Raw genomic sequence first — 21978 nt, 5'->3', positions numbered from 1 at the left:
ATGTTCAGGCTGAAGCCCGGTATCAAGAGCGACCCGGTGAAACGCTGGAATCTGTCCGAGCGGGTCTTCTTCGCCTGCGGCGCCTGCCACATCCTCGCCTACGCCTTCCTGGAAGCCTATCCGGAACATGGTTTCCGCGCCGTCTGGATCAGGCCGGCCGAGGGCTTCACCGGCAACCACGTCTTCGTCACCGACGGCAAGATGGCCTTCGATTTTCACGGTTATCGCTGCGAGGAGGCCCTGATCGCGCATCATTGGGCCAAGGGCCGGCTCTGGTGGCCAGGCTGGGACGGGACACTGGTGCCTCTGCCGCAGGATGTCCTGGTCAGCGAGGCCAAGTCGAAGACCTATGACGGCCTCTGGCTGCGCGAGCCCGGCCAGTTCCTTCACGACGCGCTGCCACGGGCGCGCGCCTTCCTTCGCCGCTTTGGCTCGCCGCCGGGATAGCGATCCGCGCCCGCGCCTGCTAAAGCGGGCTCGGTTTTCAGGTGTTACAGAGGTCAGCATGCGTTCGGGCGAAGTGAAGCGCCGCACCAACGAGACCGATATCGCGGTCAAGCTCGTGCTCGACGGCACGGGCACGGCCGAGATTTCGACCGGAGTCGGCTTCTTCGACCATATGCTCGATCTCTTCGCCCGCCATTCCCTGATCGACACCACGGTCAAGGTGAAGGGCGACACCCATATCGACGACCACCACTCGGTCGAGGATGCTGGTATCGCGCTCGGCGAGGCCCTGAAGCAGGCGCTCGGCGACAAGAAGGGCATCCGCCGCTACGCCGATGTCCACCTGCCGATGGACGAGACGCTGACCCGCGTCGCGGTCGATGTCTCCGGCCGGCCCTTCCTGGTCTTCCGGACTGAGTTCAAGGCGCAGAAGATCGGCACCTTCGACACCGAATTGGTGCGCGAGTTCTTCCAGGCCTTCGCGATCAATGCCGGGCTCACCCTGCATGTCGAGACGCTCTATGGCGACAATGCCCACCATATCGCCGAAAGCTGCTTCAAAGGCTTGGCGCGGGCGCTGCGCCAGGCACTTGAGGTCGATCCGCGCGAGGGCGGCCGCGTGCCCTCGACCAAGGGCGCGCTGTAAGGGACGACGACCATGGCGTTCTATCAGGCTCTGATCCCGCCGCCGGGTGCCGGCGGCCTGCGCGAGGAGGTCGAGCAGGCCCGGCTCCTGCCCGAGAGCTTCACCTTTTCGGCGCTGGTCTTCGGTGGCGTCTGGCTGCTGTTCAAACGGCTCTGGCTGGCCTTCATCCTTTACGCGCTGGTCTGGGGCGGATTGGTCTATCTGCAGCGCCAGATCGGCTTCTCCTTTGTCGCGGTGATGCTGTCGCATACTGCGCTTGCGGTCTTCCTCGGCTTCGAAGGCCAGAATCTGATCGCGCGCAAGCTGCTGCGGAAAGGCTGGCGGCTGGTCGACGTGGTCGAGGCGCCGGATCTCTCCAGCGCCGAGCGCCGCTTCTTCGAGCGGGCTTTGCCCGCCGGCTCGTCGCCCCGCATCGTCGAAACGGCGCCGGCTCCCGTGCGGTTCGCGCCGAGTTCAGCGCCGGTGATCGGCCTCTTCCCGGAAGCGAACGGACGATGAGCCAGACCGTCACCATCGTCGATTACGGCTCGGGCAACCTGCACTCGGCCGCCAAGGCCTTCGAGCGCGCCGCCAACGAGGCCGGCACGCCAGCGACCATCCGCGTCACCAGCGATCCCGCCGAGGTCCGCGCCGCCGACCGCATCGTCCTGCCCGGTGTCGGCGCTTTCGCCGATTGCCGGCGCGGGCTCGATGCCGTCTCCGGAATGGTCGAGGCGCTGGAAGAGACAGTGCGCGGCAAGGGCCGTCCTTTCCTCGGCATCTGCGTCGGCATGCAGCTCATGGCGAGTCGCGGCCTCGAATACGTCACCACCGAGGGCCTCGGCTGGATCGCCGGCGACGTCGCGCTGATCCGTCCGAGCGATGACGCCCTGAAGATCCCGCATATGGGCTGGAATACGCTGCACCCGCAGGACGAGCACCCGCTGCTCGCCGGCATCGAGACCGGTCCCTCTGGCTGGCACGCCTATTTCGTCCACTCCTATGCGCTGACGGCGGCAAAGCCGCAGGAGGTGCTGGCGTTGACCGATTATGGTGGCCCGGTCACCGCGATCGTCGCGAGGGACAACATCGCCGGCACCCAGTTCCACCCCGAGAAGAGCCAGAAGCTCGGTCTCAAGCTGATCGGCAATTTCCTGAGGTGGGCGCCGTGATCCTCTTCCCCGCCATCGACCTCAAGGAAGGCCGCTGCGTCCGCCTGAAGCAGGGCGACATGGACCAGGCGACGATCTTCAACGACGATCCCGCCGCCCAGGCCGCGACCTTCGAGTCCCAGGGCTTCCAGTGGCTGCACGTCGTCGATCTCGACGGCGCCTTCGCCGGCAAGCCGATGAACGCCACTGCGGTCGAGGCGATATTGCAGCGCGTGCGCTTCCCGGTGCAGCTCGGTGGCGGCATCCGCGATATGAAGACCGTCGAGGGCTGGCTCGCAAAAGGTATCGCCCGCGTCATCATCGGCACGGCCGCGGTGCGCGATCCCGCTTTCGTGCGCGAGGCGGCAAAAGCCTTTCCGGGCAAGGTCGCTGTCGGCATCGACGCGCGCGACGGCTTCGTTGCGGTCGAAGGCTGGGCCGAGACCTCGGCGCTCGCCGCCGATGATCTCGGCCGCCGCTTCGAGGATGCCGGCGTCGCCGCGATCGTCTACACCGACATCGCCCGCGACGGCATGCTCCAGGGCATCAACTGGGACGGCACGATCGCGCTGGCCCACGCGCTGACGATCCCGGTGATCGCCTCGGGCGGGCTTGCCTCCATGGCCGATATCGAGCGCCTCTGCGCGCCGGATGCCGCGATCCTGGAGGGCGCGATCACCGGCCGCGCCCTCTATGACGGCCGGATCGATCCGGCCGCGGCGCTGGCGCGGATCGCGGCGGCCTGAGAAGGCCGCCGGCCGGCATGGTGTTGGGTGCCTAGACCAGCTCGACCTTGCCGGTCGCCAGATCGTAGACGCCGCCGACCACGTTGAGTTGCTTCTGCGCGAGACGCTGCGACAGGATCGGCGCCGCCTTCTTCAGCTTGGCGACGTTGAGCCTGACATTGGCAATGGTGGCGGCCTTCAACAGGTCGGCAGCTCCCTCTTTCTGCGCCGCGAGTACGGCCGGCCTGATCGCATTGATCAGCGAGGGCAGGTGTCCCGGCAGCCGGGTCTTGTTCTTGACGACGTCGATGGTCGCCGAGACGGCGCCGCAGCTGGTATGGCCGAGCACCAGGATCAGCTGCGAGCCCAGCACCTGCGCGCCGTATTCGAGGCTCGCCAGCACATCGGCATTGACGAAATTGCCGGCGACGCGGGTGACGAAGAGCTGGCCCGGCCCCTGATCGAAGGCGAGTTCCGGCGCGACGCGCGAATCGGCGCAGCTCAGGATCGAGGCGAAGGGCGCCTGCGAGGCGGCCCGCGCCACCCGCCCGGCCGAGAAATCGCGTTCGTTGAGATTGCCGGCGACATAGCGGGCATTGCCGTCGACCAGCCGCTTCAGGGCTTCGTCGGGGCCGACTGCCGCCGATTGCGCCCGCAGGGGCGCTGGCAGCACGCCTGCCAAGGCGAGGCCGGCGCCGGCCGCAAACAGTCCGCGGCGCGTAAGCTTGCTGGCGGCCGAGACACAATGATCGCACATCGTCGCAATCCTCGTATGGGTGGGATGCGCTCCGGCACGCTCGGGGATCGGCGCGCGGCGCATGCTTTGTCAGCGCTGCCGATGCTAAGCTTCCCCAACGGCAACCGACAGTGCAAATCGTGCAATGATCGATCCGGCTGGAACGAGCGTAAACGGCGGGTGAACGCGGCCGGCTCGCAGTCTTTCGACTGCCGGCAAGGACGCTTCTGCCCCGCGCCACCCGAGTATCAGCGTAGATACTGCTCGTAATAGCGCTGGTACTCGCCGGTCGCCTTGGCGATGTGCAGCCATTGGTCGACGAAGGCCTTGAAGATCACGTCGCCGCGCGGCAGCAGATAGCCGATCTCGATGAAGGTCAGCGGCTTGTCGGGATTGATTGCGCAGAGGCCGGGCTTGAGCTTCTGTTGAACCGTCGCCTCGATCGCCTCGGTGACGAACACGTCGGCACGCCCAGCCAGGATCTCGTCGAAGATGGTGACGTTGTCCTGATGCAGCGTGATCCTGGCCTGCTTGAAGTTGGCCTTGGCGAAGCGCTCGTTTGTGCCGCCGGGATTGGCGATCGCGGTCACGCCCGGCTTGTCGATGTCGGCAACGCTCTGGAACTTCTCCTTGTCGGCGCAGCGCGCCAGCGGGATCTTGCCGGTCCGCAGCGCCGGATCCGAATAGAATACGCGCTTCTGCCGCTCCAGCGTCACGCCGATGCCGCCCATGGCGATGTCGCATTTGCCGCCGGTGAAATCAGCCATCAGCTCGGCCCATTTCGTCCGCACGAATTTGGGCTCGACGCCGATCGCCCTGGCGAGCGACTTCGCCATCTCGATGTCGATGCCCTCGAAGCTGTCGCCGACGGCGTTGGTGAACGGCTTGTAGTCGCCGGTGGTGCAGATCCGCAGCGTCCCGGCGCTCTGGATCGCATCGAGCGCGCTGGCCGGTGCCTGCGCCTGGACGGCGCCGATCGAGATGAAGCCCGCGCATGCAGCGGCAAGCGCCCCGCGAATGATCGTCGACAGCATGAAAAAGCCCTCGTCCCCTCTCTTGTCGTTGCCGCAAGGAGAGCAGCGCGCGGGAACAGCTTCAACTGCCATGCGGGTGAGGGCGCCCGTGCCTGGCACGCATCGCTTGCCCAGCAGGCGTTGCATCCGACTGTGCTGGAACATGCTGCAGGTTGCGCCGCGCCGCGATCGATCCGCGAAGCGGCGCAACCCTGCTGAAAATTCAGCGGACGAACTGATTGTAGATCGTGCCGAACTCGCCGGTCGCCTTGGCGAGATGCAGCCACTGGTCGACGAAGGCCTTGAAGACGATGTCGCCGCGCGGCAGCAGATAGCCCATCTCGCCATATTGCAGGGGGGAGTCGGGGTTGATGGCGCACAGGCCCGGGCGGATCTTTTCCTGGACCTTGGTCTCAATCGACTCGGCCACCATGATGTCGGCCTTGCCGGCGAGGATCTGGTCCCAGATCGTGACATTGTCCGGGAAGATCTCGATCTTGGCCCGCTTGAAGTTGGCGCGCACGAAACGCTCATTGGTGCCGCCGGGATTGACGATGACGCGCGTCTCCGGCTTGTCGATGTCGGCGACGGTCTGGAACTTGGAGACGTCGGCGCAGCGCGCGATCGGCGCCTTGCCGTTGATCAGATAGGGCGCGGAGAAGAAGGCGCGCTTCTGCCGGTCGAGCGTCACCGAGATGCCGCCCATGGCGATGTCGCATTTGCCGCCGGTGAAGTCGTTCATCAGGTCGGCCCATTTCGTCTGCACGAACTTGGCCTCGACGCCGATGGCCTTCGCCAACGATTTTCCGAGCTCGATGTCGATGCCCTCGAAGCTGCCGTCCTTGGCGAGCGTGAACGGCTTGTAGTCGCCGGTGGTGCAGATTTGCAGGGCGCCGCGGCTCTGGATCGTCTCGAGCTGGCTGGTCGGGGCCTGCGCCAGCGCGGCGGCAGTGAGGCTGAAGCCAGCAGCGGCGCTCAGCACCGCCAGCTTCAGGCCCTTGAAGGACGCTGTGATCGTCATTGACATCCCCTCGATCTTGTTTGTGGCGCGCAAGAGAGCAGGGATCGTGATGGCGATCAATCCGGCCGGTGCGCGCCGCGTTTGCGTGCAGTGCAGCAGCGGCGCTATATGCGCCGACCCGTTCTGTCGCTTCCGTCCCGGGCAGGCCCGCCGATGACCCTGAAGACCCGCATCATCCCCTGCCTCGACGTCAAGGACGGCCGTGTCGTCAAGGGCGTGAAGTTCGTCGATCTCGTCGATGCCGGCGATCCCGTCGAGGCGGCCAAGGCCTATGACGCGGCCGGGGCCGACGAGCTCTGCTTCCTCGACATCACCGCGAGCCACGAGGCGCGCGGCACCCTGCTCGACGTCGTCACCCGCACGGCCGAGGCCTGCTTCATGCCGCTGACCGTCGGCGGCGGCGTGCGCAAGGTCGAGGACATCCGCGCTTTGCTGCTGGCCGGCGCCGACAAGGTCGCGATCAACACCGCGGCGGTGACAAATCGTCCCTTCGTCAAGGAAGCGGCGGAAAAGTTCGGCGACCAGTGCATCGTCGTCGCCATCGACGCCAAGCAGGTCACGCCCGGGCGCTGGGAGATCTTCACCCATGGCGGGCGCAACGCCACCGGCATCGACGCCATCGCCTTTGCCCGCGAGGTCGTCTCGCTCGGCGCCGGCGAATTGCTGGTGACCTCGATGGATCGCGACGGCACCAAGTCGGGCTACGATATCGGCCTAACCCAGCGCATCGCCGATGCGGTCTCGGTGCCGGTGATCGCCTCGGGCGGCGTCGGTGATCTCGACGACCTCGTCGCCGGCGTGCGCGACGGCCATGCCTCGGCCGTGCTCGCCGCCTCGATCTTCCATTTCGGAACCTACAGCATCCCGCAGGCCAAGGCGCATATGGCCGCCGCCGGGCTGGCGATGCGGCTGGATTGATCGAGATGACCGCTTTCACCCTCGCCGATCTCGAACGTATCGTCGCCGAACGAGCCGGCGCAGCACCGGAGGAATCCTGGACGGCCAAGCTTTTGGCGGCCGGGCCCGAGCGCGCCGCCAAGAAGTTCGGCGAGGAAGCGGTGGAAGCCGTCATCGCGGCCGTGAAGGGCGATCGCGACGAGCTGATCGCCGAGAGCGCCGATGTGCTTTATCATCTTTTGGTCGTGCTCAGGTCGCGCGATGTTGCATTGCGGGACGTCTTGAGCCAGCTTGAGGCCCGCACCGCGCGCTCCGGCCTGGCCGAGAAGGCGGCGCGGCCCCGTTAGGGCATGGTCGTGCCCAAGGTTTGAAAGTCGAGGCGAGTGTCGCGTTGAACCTCGAAGCTTGGAATACGGGGGGTATCATGGACCAGCGTCCGCTCGCGGCGCCATCCGCCCCCGATCTGGTCTCGCCCTATCGCAGCTTCTCGCGTGACGAGTGGGCGCATTTGCGGGCCGATGCGCCGCTGACCCTGTCGGTCGACGACCTCACCAAGCTGCAATCGATCAACGACCCGATCTCGCTCGACGAGATCGTCGCGATCTACCTGCCGCTCTCGCGCCTGCTCTCGCTCTACGTCGCGGCGACACAAGGACTGTTCAAGGCGACTCAGCGCTTCCTGATGGCCGAGGCCGAGGTCAAGGTTCCCTATGTCATCGGCGTCGCCGGCTCGGTCGCGGTCGGCAAGTCGACCACGGCGCGCGTGCTGAAGGCGCTGCTCTCGCGCTGGCCGAACACGCCCAAGGTCGAACTCGTCACCACCGACGGCTTCCTGCTGCCCAATGCCGAGCTCGAGCGCCGCGGCCTGATGCAGCGCAAGGGCTTTCCGGAAAGCTATGACAGCGCCGCGATCCTGCGCTTCCTCTCCGATGTGAAGGCCGGCAAGCGCGCCGTCAGCGCCCCCGTCTATTCGCACCTCGTCTACGACGTCGTGCCGGGCGAGCAGGTCACGGTCGAGCGGCCGGATATCCTGATTCTCGAGGGGCTCAACGTGCTGCAGGCGAGCCGCCTGCCCAAGGACGGCACGATCACCCCGATCGTCTCGGACTTCTTCGACTTCTCGGTCTATCTCGACGCCGACGAGAACGACCTGCACCGCTGGTACGTCAACCGCTTCATGACGCTGCGCCAGACCGCCTTCCGCGATCCGCGCTCCTTCTTCCGCAAATATGCCGAGATCGGCGAGGAGGAGGCGCTCTCGATCGCCGAGAAGCTCTGGACCGGCATCAACCTGCCCAATCTGCGCGAGAACATCGTGCCGACCCGCCAGCGCGCCAGCCTGATCCTGACCAAGGGGGCGAGCCACCGTATCCAGCAGGTGGCGCTGCGGCGGCTGTAGCGCGGCCGCAAGTCGCCGGCCCGGGACCTCAATGACGACCTATGTCGCCTTGCTGCATTCGATCGTGCTCGGCCCCGGCAAGCGCGTGGTGATGGCGGATCTGAAGGCGATGGCGGTGGAGGCCGGCTTTCGCGATCCGCGCAGCTGGGTTGCCACCGGCAATCTGGTCTTCGAGGGCGAGGATGAGCCGCTCACGGCAGTCGAGGAGCGGTTGGAGGCGGGCTTCCGCACCCGTTTCGGCAAGCATGTCGACATCATCGCGCGTACGGCTGAGGCTTGGAAGCGGCTTGCCGCCCAGAATCCCTTCCCGAACGGGAACGGCCCGGACATCGGCATCCGCGTCATGCGAGAGCCGCTCGGCCCGGACGCCTTGTCCATGCTCCGCGGGCTCGCCGCGCCCGGCATTGCGCTTGCCCTCTCCGACGGCGATCTGTGGATCGATTTCGGCGGCAAGCCGAGCGAGACCAGGCTGCTCTCGCATCTGACGACGAAGAAGCTCGGCATCGGCACGCTGCGCAACGCAAATACTGTCAATGCGCTCGCCGCGATGCTGGCCTGATGCCTCTCGATTTCGCCTCCCTCGGCCTGATGGCCGGCGCAGCCTTCGTCGCCGCGACCTTGCTGCCGGCGCAGTCGGAAGCGGTCTTCATTGGGCTTCTGGCGGCGAAATCGGTCGATCCGACGCTGCTCTTCATCGTCGCCTCCATCGCCAACACCGCCGGCTCGGTCGTCAACTGGTGGCTTGGCCGGTTGATTGCGACGGGTGGCGTCGAGCGCCTGCCGGCGCGGCTGCGGCCCGATCCCGCGCGTTTCGCCAAGGCGCAGGGCTGGTTCGCCCGCTTCGGCTGGCCGTCCCTGCTCTTCGCCTGGCTGCCGATCGGCGGCGATCCTTTGACCTTCGTGGCGGGCTCGTTGAACTATCCGCTGCTACGCTTCATCCTGCTGGTGTTCATCGGCAAGGCAGCGCGCTATGCCTTGCTCTGGGCGGGCTGGGTGGCTGCTGCATAAGCATTTGCGCGGCTTTCGGTCTCGGGCTACCAGCGAGGCCCCTTCTGATGGAGACCAGATCATGAGCATCAAGCGCATCGCCCCCGGCCCGCGCATGTCGAAGGCCGTCGTGCATGGCAACACGGTCTATCTTGCCGGTCAGGTCGCCGACAAGGCGGCCGGCAAGAGTGTCGGCGAGCAGACCAAGGACATCCTCTCGATCATCGACGGTCTCCTGGCCGAGGCCGGCACCGACAAGTCGAAGCTGCTGATGGTCAACATCTGGCTCTCCGACATGTCGACCTTCGCCGAGATGAACGCGGTCTGGGACGGCTGGGTCTCGGCCGGCAACACGCCGGGCCGCGCCACTGTCGAGGCCAAGCTCGCCGGTCCGCAATACACCGTCGAGATCGCGGTCATCGCCGCGATCTGATCGCTGTTACGCAGGGGTGGCGGGGTTACAAACGTGAATCCGGAACTCGCCACTATCCTGGCCCGTGTCTCGCAGCGCGAGGGCGTTCCCACCGCGCTGCTGCTCGGCGTGCTCGCCTCGATGGGCGACGCTTCCGGCAAGCCCGACTTCACCCGCATCGAGAACAACCTGGCGCGCCGCGCCGGGGATTTCCGCAGCCTGCAAGCCCGGCTCGCCAGGCCGTCCAGCAGCGATCCCGAGCGCGACAGGTTGCAGGCGCAGGCCATCCAGGCGCTGGCCGAGGGCCGGCTCGCCGAAGCTGACCGGCTGCTCGCACAGGCTGAGCAGCGCAATCTCGACGGCGCGGCCGCTCCCGATGCGCTGTCGCGGGACCGCCTGCTCGCCGCCGCCGCCGGCCGTGCCGATCGTGGCGCAGTGGCGATGCTGCACCTCAATCCGCAGGCCTATCGCGATGCCGCCGAGCGCTATGCCGAGGCAGCGCTGATCGCCGATTCCGCTGAAGCTGGAAGCGGGCTCGCCTATGCCTGGATGCAGGCCGATGCATTGGCGCGGCGCGGCGCTGACTTCGCAGACAAGTCGGCCTTCGTCGCCTCGATCGGCCAATTGCGCAGCCTGCTCGCCAAGCTCGATAATTTCGACCAGACCGTGCCCTGGGCCGAGACGCAGCTTCGGCTGGCGCGCTCGCTCACCGGGCTGTCGCATCACGAAGGCGGCAGCACCCTGCTGCGTCAGGTGGTCGAGATCTACCGCACGACCTTGGAGGATCTGCAGCGCGCCAAGGCGCCGCGCCTCTGGACGACCCTCCAGACCAGGCTCGGCGAGGCCTTGTCCCGGCTCGGCGAGATCGAGGACGATGCCGGCCTGCTCGACGACGGCGTCGCCGCTTTCCGCGCCGGGCTGTCAGGGATGACGCGCGCCGACATGCCGCGCGAATGGGGGCGTCTGCAATGGGAGCTTGGCAAGGCCCATGTTGCGCTTGGCCTGCGTGCCAGCGGTGTCTCCGCCTTCGAAGCGGCCGTGAACTGCTTCAAGCTGGTGCTCGACGACCGCCCGCGCGAGAGCGTCCCGCTCGAATGGGCCGAGGTGCAGGACCGGATTGGCGCCGCACTCGTCGGCCTCGCCGGCTATTACAACGAACCGGTCGTGCTGGAGGAGGCGATTGCCGCCTTCGACGCGGCGCTGGAGGTCAGGCGCCGCGAGATCGTGCCCTCGCTCTGGGCCGAAAGCGCCGCCAACCGGGCCGAGGCGCGGCTGGAGCTGGCCGAGCGCATCCGCGACCGCGCCGAAGCTGAAAAGGCGACCACCGAGCTCGTCATGGCGATCGAGATGTTGCGCGGCCTTGGCCTCGCCGCCGAGGCCAAGGCGCGCGAATCGAAGCTGCTGAAGGCGGCAGCCCTGGTCGAGGCTCTCCGCAAGGGCTGATCAGTCCTTCACGCGCAGGGCCGCGAGCCGCTCCAGCGCCTTGTCGAGCGTGGCGTCGTGCTTGGCGAAGCAGAAGCGCACGACATTGCGCACCGCCCCTTCCGCATAGAAGGCACTGACCGGGATCGCAGCGACGCCGTGCTCGGCGACCAGTCGCTGGCAGAAGGCGACGTCGTCGCTCTCGCCGAGCGGGCCGATGTCGACATTGAGGAAATAAGTGCCGGCGCTCGGCAGCACGCTGAAGCCGAGAGCGCCGAGGCCGCCGGCGAAGCGGTCGCGCGAGCGCTGGAAATCGGCGCGCATCCCCTCGAAATAGGCGTCGTCCTTGCCAAGGCCATAGGCGACCGCCGCCTGCAGGTTCGGCGGCGTGGTGAAGGTGATGTACTGGTGCGCCTTGGCGAGCACGCGCATCAGCTCGGGCGCCGCCATTACCATTCCGACCTTCCAGCCGGTCAGCGAGAAGATCTTGCCGGCCGAGGAGATCTTGACCGTGCGCTCGCGCATGCCGGGCCGGCTCATCAACGGCTGATGGCGGTGGCCGTCGAAGACGACATGCTCCCAGACGTCGTCGCAGATCGCGACCGCGTCGTGCCGGACGCAGAACGAGGCCAGGAGGTCGAGGTCGGCCTCGCTGAAATTGGTCGCGGTCGGGTTGAGCGGGTTGTTGAACAGCACTGCCTTGGTCTTCGGCGAGAAGGCCTTCGCCAGCGCCTCCTCGCTGAGCCCGAAATGCGGCGGCGTCAGCGTCACGAATTTCGGGATGCCACCGGCGCGGCGCACCAGCGGCAGATAGGCATCGTACATCGGCTCGAACAGCACGACCTCGTCGCCGGGCGAGACGAGCGCCATCAGCGCACCGGCGATCGCCTCGGTCGCACCGGAGGTGATCATCACCTCGGCCTCGGGATCGAGCTCGAGGCCCTGCCAATGGCGGAAATGCGTCGCCGTCGCCTGGCGCAGTTCCGGCAGGCCCATCATCGGCGGATACTGGTTCCAGCCCTCGATCACCGCCTCGGCGGCTTTGCGCCGGACGTCCTCCGGGCCGGGATCGTCAGGAAAACCCTGGCCGAGATTGACGGCCTGGTGCTCGCGCGCAAGCCGCGACATGGTTTCGAAGATCGTCGTCGGGAGGGCGGAGAAGATTGGATTCATCGCGGCAGGCTTCACTCGGGAAGGCGGGCGGAAAGGCTCGGATGCCGCCATAGCACGCGCAACGCCGGTGTGCATCGTCCCGAAAAAGCGGCAGATTATGCGGAGTGATGAATATTGACATTCGTCAGTAGTCAGTGTCTGCTAGCCCTCAGCCGGTTCACGACAGCACTTCCGCGGTTTCTTCGCCCCTTTGGAGCCGTGGGACGCTGGCGTGGATCGGTGAGCTTTTTCTGGGGCAGGAAGCGGGCTAGGCAGGCTCCATGCACTCCTCCCACCGAATCCCTGCCCTGATGTTGCTCGGCACCGGCTCCAATGTCGGCAAGTCGCTGCTCGTCGCCGGCCTCTGCCGCCTCTTCGCCGATCGCGGGCTCAAGGTCCGCCCGTTCAAGCCGCAGAACATGTCGAACAATGCCGCTGCGACCGCACAGGGCGAGATCGGCCGGGCCCAGGCGCTGCAGGCGCGCGCTGCCCGGATCGCTGCTCATGTCGACATGAACCCGGTGCTGCTCAAGCCGGAGAGCGAGCGCGGCAGCCAGATCATCCTGCAGGGCCGCGTCGCCGGCCATCTCTCCTCCGGGGATTTCAGCCGCCGCGGCGATTTCCTGCCGAAGGTGCTGGAGAGCTTCGAGCGACTGAGCGACGGCGCCGACCTGATTCTGGTCGAGGGCGCGGGGTCGCCGGCCGAGACCAATCTGCGCGCCCGCGACATCGCCAATCTCGGCTTTGCGCGTGCAGCCGGCGTTCCGGCGATCCTTGTCGGCGATATCGACCGCGGCGGGGTCATCGCCAGCCTGGTCGGCAGCCATGCCGTGCTCGATGCCGAGGATCGGGCGATGATCCGCGGCTTCGCCATCAACCGCTTCCGCGGCGATGTCGGCCTGTTCACGCCGGCGCTCGACACGATCACCCGGGCGACGGGCTGGCCGAGCCTCGGCGTCGTGCCCTGGTTCGCCGATGCCGCGCGTCTGCCGGCCGAGGACGGGCTCGACTTGGTCCGCGGTGCCCCGGCTCGCGATGGTGCGCTGAAGATCGCCGTGCCGGTGCTGCCCGGCATCGCCAATTTCGACGATCTCGATCCGCTCAAGCTCGAGCCCAGCGTCGAGCTTGTCTTCGTCGGCCCCGGCACGCCATTGCCGGGCGACGCTGCCCTGGTGATCCTGCCGGGCTCGAAGACGACGCTGCGCGATCTCGCCAGGCTGCGCGAGGAGGGCTGGGATATCGACATCCTCGCCCATCGCCGCCGCGGCGGTCATGTGCTCGGTCTCTGCGGCGGCTACCAGATGCTCGGCAGGACCGTGCGCGACCCGCTCGGGCTCGAAGGTCCGGCCGGCGCCGCCCCCGGGCTCGGCCTGCTCGACATCGAGACCGAGCTCACGCCGGACAAGACGGTGCGTGAGGTCGCGGTCGCCCATCCCGAGAGCGGCACTGCCGGCCGCGCCTATGAGATCCATCTCGGCGTCAGCGACGGGCCGGACCGGGTGCGGGCGCCCTTCCGCGTCGACGGCCGGCCGGAAGGAGCCCGCAGTACCGACGGAAGGGTGGTCGGGACCTATCTCCATGGCGTCCTGACCTCAGATCTGCTGCGCCGCGCCTGGCTCGAAAACCTGGCGGGGAAGCCGCTGGCGGAGGGTGAAGCCTATGAACCTGCCGTGGAAGCGGCGCTCGACCGCCTTGCCGGGCATCTGGAGTGCCATCTCGATATCGACGCCATCCTCGCACTGGCCCGTTCGCGCTCCTGACACCGAACGGGTGTTCCGCGAAAAACTGTCAGGAGGAAACAAATAAAGCTTTGCGGTTCAATTTGTTGACGAATGACGAAATTCGTCATAGTCAACGATGGCGTCCGCAGACGGCCTATGGGAACAAGTCATCAGACCGGGAAGTTGCTGTGGCATGAGCACAGTAGAGCGCGATACAAGGCACGACATCATCGATGTCGCCGAGCGGTTCTTCCGCCAGATCGGCTATCAGAAGACCACTGTCGCCGATATCGCCAAGTCGCTGCGCATGAGCCCGGCGAATGTCTACCGTTTCTTCGACTCCAAGAAGGCGATCAACGAGGCCGTCGCCGAGCGCTCGATGAGCGAGCTCGAGGCGACCGTCGCCGCGATTGCCGCCGAGAAGCGCCCGGCCGCCGAGCGCCTGCGCGACATCCTCGCCGCGACCAGCCGGATCAGCGCCGCCCGCTATCTCGACAATCACCGCCTGCACGAGATGGTCGCCTGCGCCATGGAGGAGAGCTGGGACGTCGTGCGCGGCCATATCGAGCGCTATGACGCGATCCTGCGCCTCGTCGTGGCGGAGGGCATCGCCAAGGGCGAGTTCACTGCCCGCGATCCGGTCGCCGCGACCCATTGCGTGCGCATGGCGATGATCCGCTTCTACCATCCGCTCCTGCTCGGCCAATGTGCCGAATTGCCCGGCCCGAATGTCGAGGAGATGATCGACTTCGTCCTCGCCGGGCTGGGAGCCGGCCGCTCTGCGAACTGACCAGGCGCTCCAGCTGCGTTGACAAGGCGTCGAGGGAGCGGGATACCCCGCCGCGCATGCTGAATCTCTCCAAACAGAGCGCTAAGAAGCTCGCCGTCATCGTCCACGACCTGGCGATGACCGCGCTCGCGATCGTTTTCGTCTTCGCCGTGCGCTTCGATGGCTGGCTGTTCGACGAGCGGATGCGGCAATTGCCGACGATCCTGCCCTTCTTCGTCGCCTATGCCGGAGTGGTCTACTGGTTCTTCCAGCTCTACCGCTCGAAATGGCGCTTCGCCTCGCTGCCGGATCTCTCGAATATCGTCCGGGCTGTCACGGTTCTGACCCTGACCCTGCTGGTCGTCGACTACATCCTCGTCGCGCCGAATCTCTACGGCTATTTCTTCTTCGGCAAGATCACCATCGTCCTGTACTGGCTGGTGCAGATCGCGCTGCTCGGCGGCCCGCGCCTGGCCTATCGCTATTTCAAATATTCACGCTCCAAGCACCATGCGGCGCGCGAGGCGACCTTGCCGGCCCTGCTGCTCGGCCGCGGCGTCGACATCGAGATGGTGATCCGCGCCATGGAATCGGGCGCGATGGGCAAGATGCGCCCGGCCGGCATCCTGACGCCGCGTCCGGACGACCTCGGCCAGTCGATCCGGGGCGTGCAGGTGCTCGGCCTGCTCTCGCAGATGGAGACGGTCGCGGCCGATGCCAATGAGCGGGGCGAGCCGTTCCGCCGCATCGTCGCGACGCCGAGCGCGCTGGCGCCGGAAGCTGAGCCCGACAAATGGCTCGCCAGGACGCGCAAGCTCGCCATCCCGATCTCGCGCCTCGACACGCTCGGCGAGGGCATGCGCGGCAACGAGCTGGCGCCGCTGGAGATCGAGGACCTTCTGGTGCGTCCCTCGGTCAAGATCGATCGCGAGCGGCTCGAAGGGTTCCTGAAAGGCAAGCGCGTCATCGTCACCGGCGGCGGCGGTTCGATCGGCTCCGAGATCTGCCTGCGCTGCGCCGCCTTCGGCGCGGCCGAACTGCTCGTCGTCGAGAATTCCGAGCCGGCGCTGTTCCATGTCACCGAGGCGCTGGCGGCGCAGGACCTGCCGATGCGGGTCACCGGCGCGCTTGCCGATGTCCGCGACGCGGCTCGTCTCGGGCCGCTGTTCAAGGCCTTCGCGCCCGACATCGTCATTCATGCTGCCGCGCTGAAGCATGTGCCCTATCTCGAGGCCGACTGGGGCGAGGGCATCAAGACCAACATCTTCGGCTCGGTCGTCGCGATCGAGGCGGCGGTCGCTGCCGGTGCCGGCATCTTCGTGATGATCTCGACCGACAAGGCGATCGAGCCGGTCTCGATGCTGGGCGCAACCAAGCGCTTCGCCGAGATGTATGCCCAGGCACGCGATGCCGAGTTCGCCAATGGCAATCGCGGCACGCGCCTCGTCGCGGTCCGCTTCGGCAATGTGCTCGGCTCGGTCGGCTCGGTGGTGCCGAAGTTCAAGGCGCAGATCGAGCGCGGCGGACCGGTCACCGTGACCAGCCCGGAGATGATCCGCTACTTCATGACCATCCGCGAGGCCTGCGACCTCGTGCTGACCTCCGCCTCTCATGCCCCCGAGCACGAGGCGCAGGACGAGCGCGCCGCCGTCTATGTGCTGAAGATGGGCCAGCCGCTGAAGATCATGGATCTCGCCGAGCGCATGATCCGCCTCGCCGGCTATGAGCCCGGCGTCGACATCGAGATCGCCGTGACCGGCGTCCGCCCGGGCGAGCGCCTGAACGAGATCCTCTTCGCCAAGGACGAGCCGATGGCCGAGACCGGGCTCGACGGCGTCATGGCGGCCAAGCCGATCTTCGCCGGCCGCGAGCGCATGCAGGGCTGGCTCGACGAGCTCGAACGGGCGCTGGCAGCGCAGGATCGCCTTGGCGCCGAAGCGGTGCTCGAAGCGGCGATCCCCGATTTCAGCCAGCGTCGGCCCGGTTTGCCGCCAGCTCCGCCAGCGCAGCCTTGGTCTCCGCAGGCGGCTGCCAGCCAGCGCTGAGCAAGGCAGCAGGCGAGGCGACGAGCCCGTTCGCCAGGCGCTCATAGGCGCCGGAGCGCCCGGCGAGCCGCGCCGCCAGCGCCAGCAGTGCCGTCGGGACCGGAAGCAGCCCCGGCCCGCGTCCGAGGCCGGCGCGCATCGCGGCGAGCATCTGCGCGACCGAGAGAGGCTCTGGATCGGCGATGATGTAGCTGCGCCTGGCCGGGCAGGCCTCCGTCAACGCGAAAGCGACGCCCTCGGCCAAATTCTCGATCGCGAGCAGCGAGCGTTTCGCCGAGAGTGCCCCGAGTGGCAGCGGCACGGGGAGGCGCGCGAGTTTCAGCAGCGCCGCCATATTGGCCTTCACGCCCGGCCCGTAGACCAGCACCGGCCGCAGCGCGACCCAGTCGAGGTCGAGCCCGGCGAGTTCCTGTTCGGCTGCCAGTTTGGAGCGGCCATAGGCATCGGTCGGCGCGGGCGTGTCCGCCTCGCTCAGCGTTTTGCTGCTGATCGGCCCGCTCTGCGCCCGGATCGAGGACAGGAAGACGAAGCGCCGCACCCCTGCCGCCTGCGCTGCCCGGGCCAGCGCCAGCGTCGCCTGCGTGTTGACAGCCCGGTAGCGCTCCTCCGGGATGTCGCCGTCGGCGTGGGCCAATCCGGCGCTGTGGACGACGTGATCGACGCCGTCGAGCAGTGGCTGCCAGTCGATCGGCGCGCCGAGATCGCCGATCGCGACATGCTCGACATTGGGGATGATGGGAGCCGTGCCGCGACCTGCCGTCCGCACCTTGTAGCCGCGCGCGATGAGGTCATGCAGCAGATGCCGGCCGACGAAGCCGCTCGCGCCGGTGAGCAGGACGCGCTCGCTCACGGTTGCGTCCGCTTGCGCGAGAAGCGGCGCAGCAGGCCGAGCGTCAGCGCCAGCGCCACCAGCAGGCAGCCGAGCTGTGCCCAGAGTGCCGGCACGGCGATGCTGATCGCCGCGAGCGCGATCAGGACAAGATTGAGCAGGCCGATCTGCGCGACGATCTCGATGACCCTGAAGCCGTTGTCGGTTGCCTGCTGGTAGAAGTGCGAACGGTGCGCCTGCCAGACCTTTTCGCCGCGCGCGAGCCGGCGCAGCAGCGTGATCGTCGAATCCATGACGTGATAGAGCGGCAGGATCAGCGCTGCGGTCAGCGCGCCGGTGCCGGCGAGGCGGTAGAGCAGATAGGCGCCGAGCAGGCCGAGCGGCAAAGCCCCGACATCGCCGAGGAAGATGCGCGCGACTGGCTTGTTGAGCGGGGAAAAGCCGAGGAGGCCGCCGAGCAGCGCCGCGGCGAGCAGCCCGGTGGCAGGATCGATGAGGCCGTAGACGCCGGCGAGCGCGATCGCGGCGGAGAGCGGCACCAGCCCGGCCAGCGTGATCCAGTCGATCCCGTCCATGAAGTTGACGAGGTTGACGAACCAGGCGCCGGCTATCAGGGCAAGGCCGCGCTCGGCCCAGAGCGGCAATGTCTCCGGCAGCAGCCGCACGTCAGGCGCGGCGTAGAACACGACGATGCCGACGCAGAGGAACTGCAGCGGCAGGCGCAGCGCCGGCGAGAGCGGCCTGATGTCGTCCCAGGCGCCGACCACGGCCAGCAGGACAGACGCGGCCATGACCAGGACGAGGCCTTGCCGGGCGCCCGCATCCATCGGAATGAAGGCCAGCGCGAGCCCCAAAGCCAGGAAGGCACCGGCGAGAACGGCGATGCCGCCGCCCTGCGGAGTCGGTGTGCGATGGCTGGAGCGCGCGTTCGGCCGCGCCAGCGCATAGCGCATCATCACGGGCCGCAGGGCCAGGCACAGCACGAAGGCCAGGCCGGCGGCGAGCGCGATCAGCAGGAGGGGCACGAAAGGTTCCAAGGCGGGCGGACCATAGCCATAAGGCTGCTTGCCGCAAGCAGCTCTTGCATTGGCGAGCACAAAAGCAGAACATCACGAATATGGCCGTTGCCGATTCCGCCCTCAATCCGCCGCCTGCGCGGCCGGAGATCACCCGTGCCGTCTGCCGCGGTGCCTCGCGTCATTTGCGCGAGCGCGGCTATGCCGTCGTCAAGGAGATGACCTTCGCCAATGGCCGGCGCGGCGACATCGTCGCCCTCTCGCCCTCCGGCGAATTGCTGGTGGTCGAGGTCAAGTCGGGGATCGAGGATTACCGCGTCGACGGCAAATGGCCGGATTACCGTGATTATTGCGACGGCTTCCTCTTCGCGGTCGCCCCCGAATTCCCGCTGGAGATATTGCCGGAGGATGTCGGCCTGATCGTCGCCGACGCCTTCGGCGGCGAATTGCTGCGCGAGCCGCCGCGCCACCCGCTGGCGCCGGCGCGCCGGAAAATGCTGACCATCGCCTTCGCTAGACTGGCGGCCGGGCGATTGGCGTTGCTGGAGGATCCGGAGATCGGCTGAGAGCCTGCGCAGTCCGGTGCGTAACCGGATTACTACGTCCGATCAGATGACCTATGGTAATGATTGAGCTACCGAAGTCCGTTCGACCGGCCGTTTCGCGGGTGTCCGGATGGTGCGCAAGCTCGGGTTTTTCGCCGCTCTCGCTGGCCTTCTTTCTGTGGGAGCGGTCTCGGCGGAGACTCCCGAGGCGATCGTGCGCGGCATCTACGCTGGCGGTCTTGCTCAGAGCTCAATCGGGCGGCTACGCTCGGCCGAGAACCGTGGCCGCTATTTCCAGCCGAGTCTGGTCCGACTGTTCGCGGCGGACGACCGCGCCGACAATCTCTGCATCGATTTCGCCATCACCAGTAGTGGGCAGGATTTCGACGAGAAGGAAATCGCTCGCACCCTGCGGGTCGAGGTGAAGGCTGGCGACGATCGGGCCGCGGTCGATGTCCGTTTCCGGAACTTCGGTGAAGCCAACCATATCCGCTACGATTTCGTACGCGCGGGTGAGGCCTGGAAGATCGCCGACATCGCCTCACTGAGCCATCGCTGGCGCCTGTCGAAGATTCGCTGCTGAGCGGTGCAGCCACGTCTCAGGCCAATTCGCGCTGCTCCGGCAGATTGAGCGCCTTCGGGCCGATGTTCAGGCTGATCTGCAGACTGTCGGCGATGCGATGGGCCCGGTCGATGAACAGGAACCTCGCCGGGCCGGTGCAGAGCTCGGTGACCGTCGTTTCGAACAGCGCGAGCCAGCGCTCGAAATGCTGCATCTCGAGCGGAAGCGGCATGTGGATCTGGTGCGGCTTGCCGCGGTAGCGCCCGCTCATCAGCGTCACCGACGACCAGAAATCGCGCAGCTTGGCGAGATGGGCGTCCCAATCATCGCCGAGTTTTTCGAGGAAGATCGGCCCGATCAGCGGGTCCAGCCGCACCCGGCCGTAGAAAGTGTCGACCAGCTCGGCAATCAGCTCTTCGCTGATGCGCTCCGGCAGCGCCGTCCCGCTCATCGCGGGGCGCGCTTGGCGAGGATGCGCTGCAGGGTGCGCCGGTGCATGCCGAGCCGGCGCGCCGTCTCCGAGACATTGCGGCTGCAGAGCTCGTAGACGCGCTGGATATGCTCCCAGCGCACCCGATCGGCCGACATCGGGTTCTCCGGCGGCACCGGGCGGGTATTGGGCCCGGCAGCCAGCGCCGAATGAATCTCGTCGGCATCGGCGGGCTTGGCCAGGAAGTCATAGGCGCCGAGCTTCACCGCGCTGACCGCGGTCGCGATATTGCCGTAGCCGGTCAGGACGACGCCGCGCGCATCCGGGCGCTTCTCCTTGAGGCGGGCGATCACGTCGAGGCCGTTGCCGTCGCCGAGGCGCAGGTCGATCACCGCATAGGCCGGCGCCGCTTCTTCGACGGCCGCGATCCCCGCCTGCACGGACTCGGCGATCCGCACCGAATAGCCGCGGCCTTCCATGGCGCGGGCGAGGCGGTTCAGGAACGGCTTGTCGTCGTCGACGAGCAGGAGCGTCATGTCCCTGCCGGCCGTATCGGTGAGCTCGCCTGTCGTCGGCGCCGTGTCCATCGCCATCATCTCCTGCCGGGTGGGTCGCTGTCCGGCTCAACATCCATTCTATCGATTGCGCGACGCGCTGAAACGCCGCAACGCCTCATTCTGTCGCATATGGGGCGAAAAGCTCCGAATTTGAAGGCCCGGCTGGCCGATCGTCGCGTTCGAACACGGCCCGCAGCCAGGTGATCCGGATGCTGGCGCCGGTTGCCGGCAATGGCAGATTGGAGAATTCCAGCGTCGCGCCGCTGCGCTCCAGCAGCGTCTTGGCAATGAACAGGCCCAGGCCCAGGCCGCCGCCGGCGCGCGATTCCTTGTCATGCGAACGCGAGAGATAGGGGTCGCCGGCGCGCAGCAGAACCTCCGGCGTGAAGCCCGGCCCGTCATCGGCGATGGTCAGGGTGACGGCTCCGTCGGTCCACTGCGCCGTGATCGTCACCTTGGAGCGGGCGAAGTCGACGGCGTTGTCGACGATGTTGCCGAGCCCGTAGTTCATGCCGGGATTGCGCCGGCAGACCGGCTCCGGCTTGTCGCCGATCAGCGCGATCTCGAACGGCACGCCAAAGGGCCGCTGGGGCCCGGCGGCCTCCTCGATCAGGAGGCTGAGCGAGAGCTGGTCGAGCGGTCCGGCATCGTCGTCCTGCAGCGAGGCGAGCTTGCCGAGGATGCCGCGGCAGCGCTCGACCTGCTCGCGCAGCAGGGTGATGTCCTCGGCCATCTCGCCTTCGGCCGGGGCGAGCCGCGAGAGCTCGCGGGCGACCAGCGCGATCGTGGCGAGCGGCGTGCCGAGCTCATGCGCGGCCGCGGCGGCGAGGCCGTCGAGCTGCGACAGATGCTGCTCGCGCGCCAGCACCAGCTCGGTCGCAGCCAGCGCCTCCGAGAGATCGCGCGCCTCCTTGGCGACGCGCCAGGCGTAGATGGCGGTGAAGCCGAGCCCCAGCAAAAGCGCGATCCAGTTGCCGAGCTGGTATTGCGGCGGCAGCACCGGCCGCTCGCTCCCGGCCCAGGGCAGGGGCCAGTGCAGGGTGGTGAGCAGCGTCGCGAGCCCCGCGGCGAGCAGGCCCAGCGCCAGCGTGTGCCGCGGCGGCAGCGCCGTGGCCGAGATCATCACCGGCGCCAGGAACAGGATCGCGAACGGGTTCTGCAGTCCGCCGGTGAGATAGAGCAGGGCCGCGAGCTGCAGGATGTCGAAGCCGAGCAGCGCGGTCGCGGCGCCCTCGCCCAGCCGGTGGCTGAGCGGGAAACGGATGCGCAGGGCGATGTTGAGCCAGGCCGAGACGGCTATGGCGAGGAAGCACCAGCCGAAGGGCAGCGAGAAGCCAAGTCCGAAATGCACGCCGGCGACGGCGGCGCTCTGGCCGGCGATGGCAAGCCAGCGCAAGCGCACCAGCGTATCGAGCCGCAAATGGCGCGGCGTGCCTCCGGGAGCGGATGGAACGAGGTCGGCGATCATCTCGGCGCGCAATCTTCGCAATGCCGAGGACGGTCGGAAAGTATGAAAC

26 protein-coding genes are annotated in these 21978 nt (G+C 67.4%); 17 read left to right on the top strand and 9 right to left on the bottom strand.

Annotated features, from left to right (window positions below; translation table 11 throughout):
* The 5 genes from VGV58_RS24770 to hisA are packed head-to-tail and all read left to right on the top strand — an operon-like array spanning position 1 to position 2969.
* Positions 1-447: a hypothetical protein gene (locus VGV58_RS24770; RefSeq protein ID WP_326876713.1), complete on the top strand. Its 447-nt coding sequence runs from the start codon at positions 1-3 to the stop codon at positions 445-447.
* Positions 448-505: 58 nt separating this feature from the next.
* Positions 506-1093, top strand: coding sequence for an imidazoleglycerol-phosphate dehydratase HisB (gene hisB, locus VGV58_RS24765; RefSeq protein ID WP_326876712.1), 588 nt, complete (start codon positions 506-508; stop codon positions 1091-1093).
* Positions 1094-1105: 12 nt separating this feature from the next.
* On the top strand, positions 1106-1591 hold the full coding sequence (locus VGV58_RS24760) for a DUF2628 domain-containing protein (RefSeq protein WP_326876711.1): 486 nt from the start codon (positions 1106-1108) through the stop codon (positions 1589-1591).
* Positions 1588-2244 (top strand): imidazole glycerol phosphate synthase subunit HisH, encoded by a 657-nt coding sequence (gene hisH / locus VGV58_RS24755; protein ID WP_326876710.1) that lies wholly within the window; start codon positions 1588-1590, stop codon positions 2242-2244. The genes VGV58_RS24760 and hisH overlap by 4 nt, the downstream gene beginning before the upstream one ends.
* Positions 2241-2969 carry a 1-(5-phosphoribosyl)-5-[(5-phosphoribosylamino)methylideneamino]imidazole-4-carboxamide isomerase gene (gene hisA, locus VGV58_RS24750; protein ID WP_414644081.1) on the top strand — a complete coding sequence of 243 codons (729 nt, stop codon included), beginning with the start codon at positions 2241-2243 and terminating at the stop codon, positions 2967-2969. Before hisH ends, hisA begins: the two co-directional genes overlap by 4 nt.
* Before the next feature lie 31 nt (positions 2970-3000).
* Here hisA and VGV58_RS24745 read toward each other — a convergent pair whose 3' ends face one another.
* The 3 genes from VGV58_RS24745 to VGV58_RS24735 all read right to left on the bottom strand — a co-directional run bounded on the left by VGV58_RS24745 (position 3001) and on the right by VGV58_RS24735 (position 5718).
* A complete protein-coding gene (locus tag VGV58_RS24745; RefSeq protein ID WP_326876708.1) occupies positions 3001-3705 on the bottom strand; it encodes a carbonic anhydrase in 705 nt (234 codons plus the stop codon).
* Between the two features lie 227 nt (positions 3706-3932).
* Entirely contained in the window at positions 3933-4718 is a 786-nt protein-coding gene (locus VGV58_RS24740; RefSeq protein ID WP_326876707.1) for a transporter substrate-binding domain-containing protein, read from the bottom strand.
* A gap of 202 nt (positions 4719-4920) precedes the next feature.
* The gene (locus VGV58_RS24735) at positions 4921-5718 is read right to left on the bottom strand and encodes a transporter substrate-binding domain-containing protein (protein ID WP_326876706.1); all 798 of its coding nucleotides are present in this window, start codon (positions 5716-5718) and stop codon (positions 4921-4923) included.
* A gap of 153 nt (positions 5719-5871) precedes the next feature.
* Here VGV58_RS24735 and hisF point away from each other — a divergent pair, with 153 nt between their 5' ends.
* From hisF to VGV58_RS24700, 7 genes are all read left to right on the top strand, one after another.
* Positions 5872-6636, top strand: coding sequence for an imidazole glycerol phosphate synthase subunit HisF (hisF, locus tag VGV58_RS24730; RefSeq protein WP_092159819.1), 765 nt, complete (start codon positions 5872-5874; stop codon positions 6634-6636).
* A gap of 5 nt (positions 6637-6641) precedes the next feature.
* On the top strand, positions 6642-6962 hold the full coding sequence (locus VGV58_RS24725) for a phosphoribosyl-ATP diphosphatase (protein WP_326876705.1): 321 nt from the start codon (positions 6642-6644) through the stop codon (positions 6960-6962).
* Positions 6963-7039: 77 nt separating this feature from the next.
* On the top strand, positions 7040-8014 hold the full coding sequence (gene coaA / locus VGV58_RS24720) for a type I pantothenate kinase (protein WP_326876704.1): 975 nt from the start codon (positions 7040-7042) through the stop codon (positions 8012-8014).
* Positions 8015-8045: 31 nt separating this feature from the next.
* A complete protein-coding gene (locus tag VGV58_RS24715) occupies positions 8046-8573 on the top strand; it encodes a DUF1697 domain-containing protein (RefSeq protein WP_326876703.1) in 528 nt (175 codons plus the stop codon).
* Entirely contained in the window at positions 8573-9022 is a 450-nt protein-coding gene (locus VGV58_RS24710; RefSeq protein ID WP_326876702.1) for a YqaA family protein, read from the top strand. Before VGV58_RS24715 ends, VGV58_RS24710 begins: the two co-directional genes overlap by 1 nt.
* Positions 9023-9083: 61 nt before the next feature.
* Entirely contained in the window at positions 9084-9434 is a 351-nt protein-coding gene (locus tag VGV58_RS24705; RefSeq protein WP_092159827.1) for a RidA family protein, read from the top strand.
* 33 nt (positions 9435-9467) lie between these two features.
* Positions 9468-10856, top strand: coding sequence for a coiled-coil domain-containing protein (locus VGV58_RS24700; RefSeq protein ID WP_326876700.1), 1389 nt, complete (start codon positions 9468-9470; stop codon positions 10854-10856).
* Here VGV58_RS24700 and VGV58_RS24695 read toward each other — a convergent pair whose 3' ends face one another.
* Positions 10857-12008 (bottom strand): aminotransferase, encoded by a 1152-nt coding sequence (locus VGV58_RS24695; RefSeq protein ID WP_326876699.1) that lies wholly within the window; start codon positions 12006-12008, stop codon positions 10857-10859.
* A gap of 260 nt (positions 12009-12268) precedes the next feature.
* On the opposite strand from VGV58_RS24695, the gene VGV58_RS24690 reads away from it, so the two are divergent.
* The 3 genes from VGV58_RS24690 to VGV58_RS24680 all read left to right on the top strand — a co-directional run bounded on the left by VGV58_RS24690 (position 12269) and on the right by VGV58_RS24680 (position 16522).
* On the top strand, positions 12269-13747 hold the full coding sequence (locus tag VGV58_RS24690) for a cobyric acid synthase (RefSeq protein ID WP_326876698.1): 1479 nt from the start codon (positions 12269-12271) through the stop codon (positions 13745-13747).
* A gap of 154 nt (positions 13748-13901) precedes the next feature.
* Positions 13902-14498: a TetR/AcrR family transcriptional regulator gene (locus VGV58_RS24685; protein ID WP_326876697.1), complete on the top strand. Its 597-nt coding sequence runs from the start codon at positions 13902-13904 to the stop codon at positions 14496-14498.
* A gap of 56 nt (positions 14499-14554) precedes the next feature.
* Positions 14555-16522, top strand: a complete 1968-nt coding sequence (locus VGV58_RS24680; protein WP_326876696.1) for an SDR family NAD(P)-dependent oxidoreductase — start codon at positions 14555-14557, stop codon at positions 16520-16522.
* Here VGV58_RS24680 and VGV58_RS24675 read toward each other — a convergent pair.
* Both VGV58_RS24675 and VGV58_RS24670 read right to left on the bottom strand, forming a co-directional pair.
* Positions 16443-17372 (bottom strand): NAD-dependent epimerase/dehydratase family protein, encoded by a 930-nt coding sequence (locus VGV58_RS24675; RefSeq protein WP_326876695.1) that lies wholly within the window; start codon positions 17370-17372, stop codon positions 16443-16445. The two genes, VGV58_RS24680 and VGV58_RS24675, sit on opposite strands and share 80 nt — an antisense overlap.
* Positions 17369-18376, bottom strand: coding sequence for an MraY family glycosyltransferase (locus tag VGV58_RS24670; protein WP_326876694.1), 1008 nt, complete (start codon positions 18374-18376; stop codon positions 17369-17371). Before VGV58_RS24670 ends, VGV58_RS24675 begins: the two co-directional genes overlap by 4 nt.
* A 92-nt stretch (positions 18377-18468) precedes the next feature.
* Here VGV58_RS24670 and mmcB point away from each other — a divergent pair, with 92 nt between their 5' ends.
* Positions 18469-18933, top strand: a complete 465-nt coding sequence (gene mmcB / locus VGV58_RS24665) for a DNA repair putative endonuclease MmcB (RefSeq protein WP_326876693.1) — start codon at positions 18469-18471, stop codon at positions 18931-18933.
* 109 nt (positions 18934-19042) lie between these two features.
* The gene (locus VGV58_RS24660) at positions 19043-19495 is read left to right on the top strand and encodes a hypothetical protein (protein WP_326876692.1); all 453 of its coding nucleotides are present in this window, start codon (positions 19043-19045) and stop codon (positions 19493-19495) included.
* Between the two features lie 16 nt (positions 19496-19511).
* On the opposite strand, the gene VGV58_RS24655 is transcribed toward VGV58_RS24660, so the two are convergent.
* The 3 genes from VGV58_RS24655 to VGV58_RS24645 all read right to left on the bottom strand — a co-directional run bounded on the left by VGV58_RS24655 (position 19512) and on the right by VGV58_RS24645 (position 21929).
* Positions 19512-19925, bottom strand: coding sequence for a group III truncated hemoglobin (locus tag VGV58_RS24655; protein WP_326876691.1), 414 nt, complete (start codon positions 19923-19925; stop codon positions 19512-19514).
* Positions 19922-20497 (bottom strand): ActR/PrrA/RegA family redox response regulator transcription factor, encoded by a 576-nt coding sequence (locus VGV58_RS24650; protein ID WP_326876690.1) that lies wholly within the window; start codon positions 20495-20497, stop codon positions 19922-19924. Before VGV58_RS24650 ends, VGV58_RS24655 begins: the two co-directional genes overlap by 4 nt.
* Before the next feature lie 79 nt (positions 20498-20576).
* Positions 20577-21929: an ActS/PrrB/RegB family redox-sensitive histidine kinase gene (locus VGV58_RS24645; RefSeq protein WP_326876689.1), complete on the bottom strand. Its 1353-nt coding sequence runs from the start codon at positions 21927-21929 to the stop codon at positions 20577-20579.
* Positions 21930-21978: the final 49 nt, after the last annotated feature.

Source organism: Allobosea sp. (assembly GCF_035944895.1).
Taxonomy (GTDB): Bacteria; Pseudomonadota; Alphaproteobacteria; order Rhizobiales; family Beijerinckiaceae; genus Allobosea.
The sequence above is the reverse complement of the archived record's forward strand: the minus strand, read 5'-3'. Positions and strand labels throughout refer to the sequence as shown.

Bases quoted from the DNA above. Each gene is read 5' to 3' on its own strand.
- VGV58_RS24770 (WP_326876713.1), top strand. From the start codon at position 1: ATGTTCAGGCTGAAGCCCGGTATCAAGAGCGACCCGGTGAAACGCTGG.
- hisB (WP_326876712.1), top strand. From the start codon at position 506: ATGCGTTCGGGCGAAGTGAAGCGCCGCACCAACGAGACCGATATCGCG.
- VGV58_RS24760 (WP_326876711.1), top strand. From the start codon at position 1,106: ATGGCGTTCTATCAGGCTCTGATCCCGCCGCCGGGTGCCGGCGGCCTG.
- hisH (WP_326876710.1), top strand. From the start codon at position 1,588: ATGAGCCAGACCGTCACCATCGTCGATTACGGCTCGGGCAACCTGCAC.
- VGV58_RS24745 (WP_326876708.1), bottom strand. From the start codon at position 3,705: ATGTGCGATCATTGTGTCTCGGCCGCCAGCAAGCTTACGCGCCGCGGA.
- VGV58_RS24740 (WP_326876707.1), bottom strand. From the start codon at position 4,718: ATGCTGTCGACGATCATTCGCGGGGCGCTTGCCGCTGCATGCGCGGGC.
- VGV58_RS24735 (WP_326876706.1), bottom strand. From the start codon at position 5,718: ATGACGATCACAGCGTCCTTCAAGGGCCTGAAGCTGGCGGTGCTGAGC.
- hisF (WP_092159819.1), top strand. From the start codon at position 5,872: ATGACCCTGAAGACCCGCATCATCCCCTGCCTCGACGTCAAGGACGGC.
- VGV58_RS24725 (WP_326876705.1), top strand. From the start codon at position 6,642: ATGACCGCTTTCACCCTCGCCGATCTCGAACGTATCGTCGCCGAACGA.
- coaA (WP_326876704.1), top strand. From the start codon at position 7,040: ATGGACCAGCGTCCGCTCGCGGCGCCATCCGCCCCCGATCTGGTCTCG.
- VGV58_RS24715 (WP_326876703.1), top strand. From the start codon at position 8,046: ATGACGACCTATGTCGCCTTGCTGCATTCGATCGTGCTCGGCCCCGGC.
- VGV58_RS24710 (WP_326876702.1), top strand. From the start codon at position 8,573: ATGCCTCTCGATTTCGCCTCCCTCGGCCTGATGGCCGGCGCAGCCTTC.
- VGV58_RS24705 (WP_092159827.1), top strand. From the start codon at position 9,084: ATGAGCATCAAGCGCATCGCCCCCGGCCCGCGCATGTCGAAGGCCGTC.
- VGV58_RS24695 (WP_326876699.1), bottom strand. From the start codon at position 12,008: ATGAATCCAATCTTCTCCGCCCTCCCGACGACGATCTTCGAAACCATG.
- VGV58_RS24690 (WP_326876698.1), top strand. From the start codon at position 12,269: ATGCACTCCTCCCACCGAATCCCTGCCCTGATGTTGCTCGGCACCGGC.
- VGV58_RS24685 (WP_326876697.1), top strand. From the start codon at position 13,902: ATGAGCACAGTAGAGCGCGATACAAGGCACGACATCATCGATGTCGCC.
- VGV58_RS24680 (WP_326876696.1), top strand. From the start codon at position 14,555: ATGCTGAATCTCTCCAAACAGAGCGCTAAGAAGCTCGCCGTCATCGTC.
- mmcB (WP_326876693.1), top strand. From the start codon at position 18,469: ATGGCCGTTGCCGATTCCGCCCTCAATCCGCCGCCTGCGCGGCCGGAG.
- VGV58_RS24660 (WP_326876692.1), top strand. From the start codon at position 19,043: ATGGTGCGCAAGCTCGGGTTTTTCGCCGCTCTCGCTGGCCTTCTTTCT.
- VGV58_RS24655 (WP_326876691.1), bottom strand. From the start codon at position 19,925: ATGAGCGGGACGGCGCTGCCGGAGCGCATCAGCGAAGAGCTGATTGCC.
- VGV58_RS24650 (WP_326876690.1), bottom strand. From the start codon at position 20,497: ATGGCGATGGACACGGCGCCGACGACAGGCGAGCTCACCGATACGGCC.
- VGV58_RS24645 (WP_326876689.1), bottom strand. From the start codon at position 21,929: ATGATCGCCGACCTCGTTCCATCCGCTCCCGGAGGCACGCCGCGCCAT.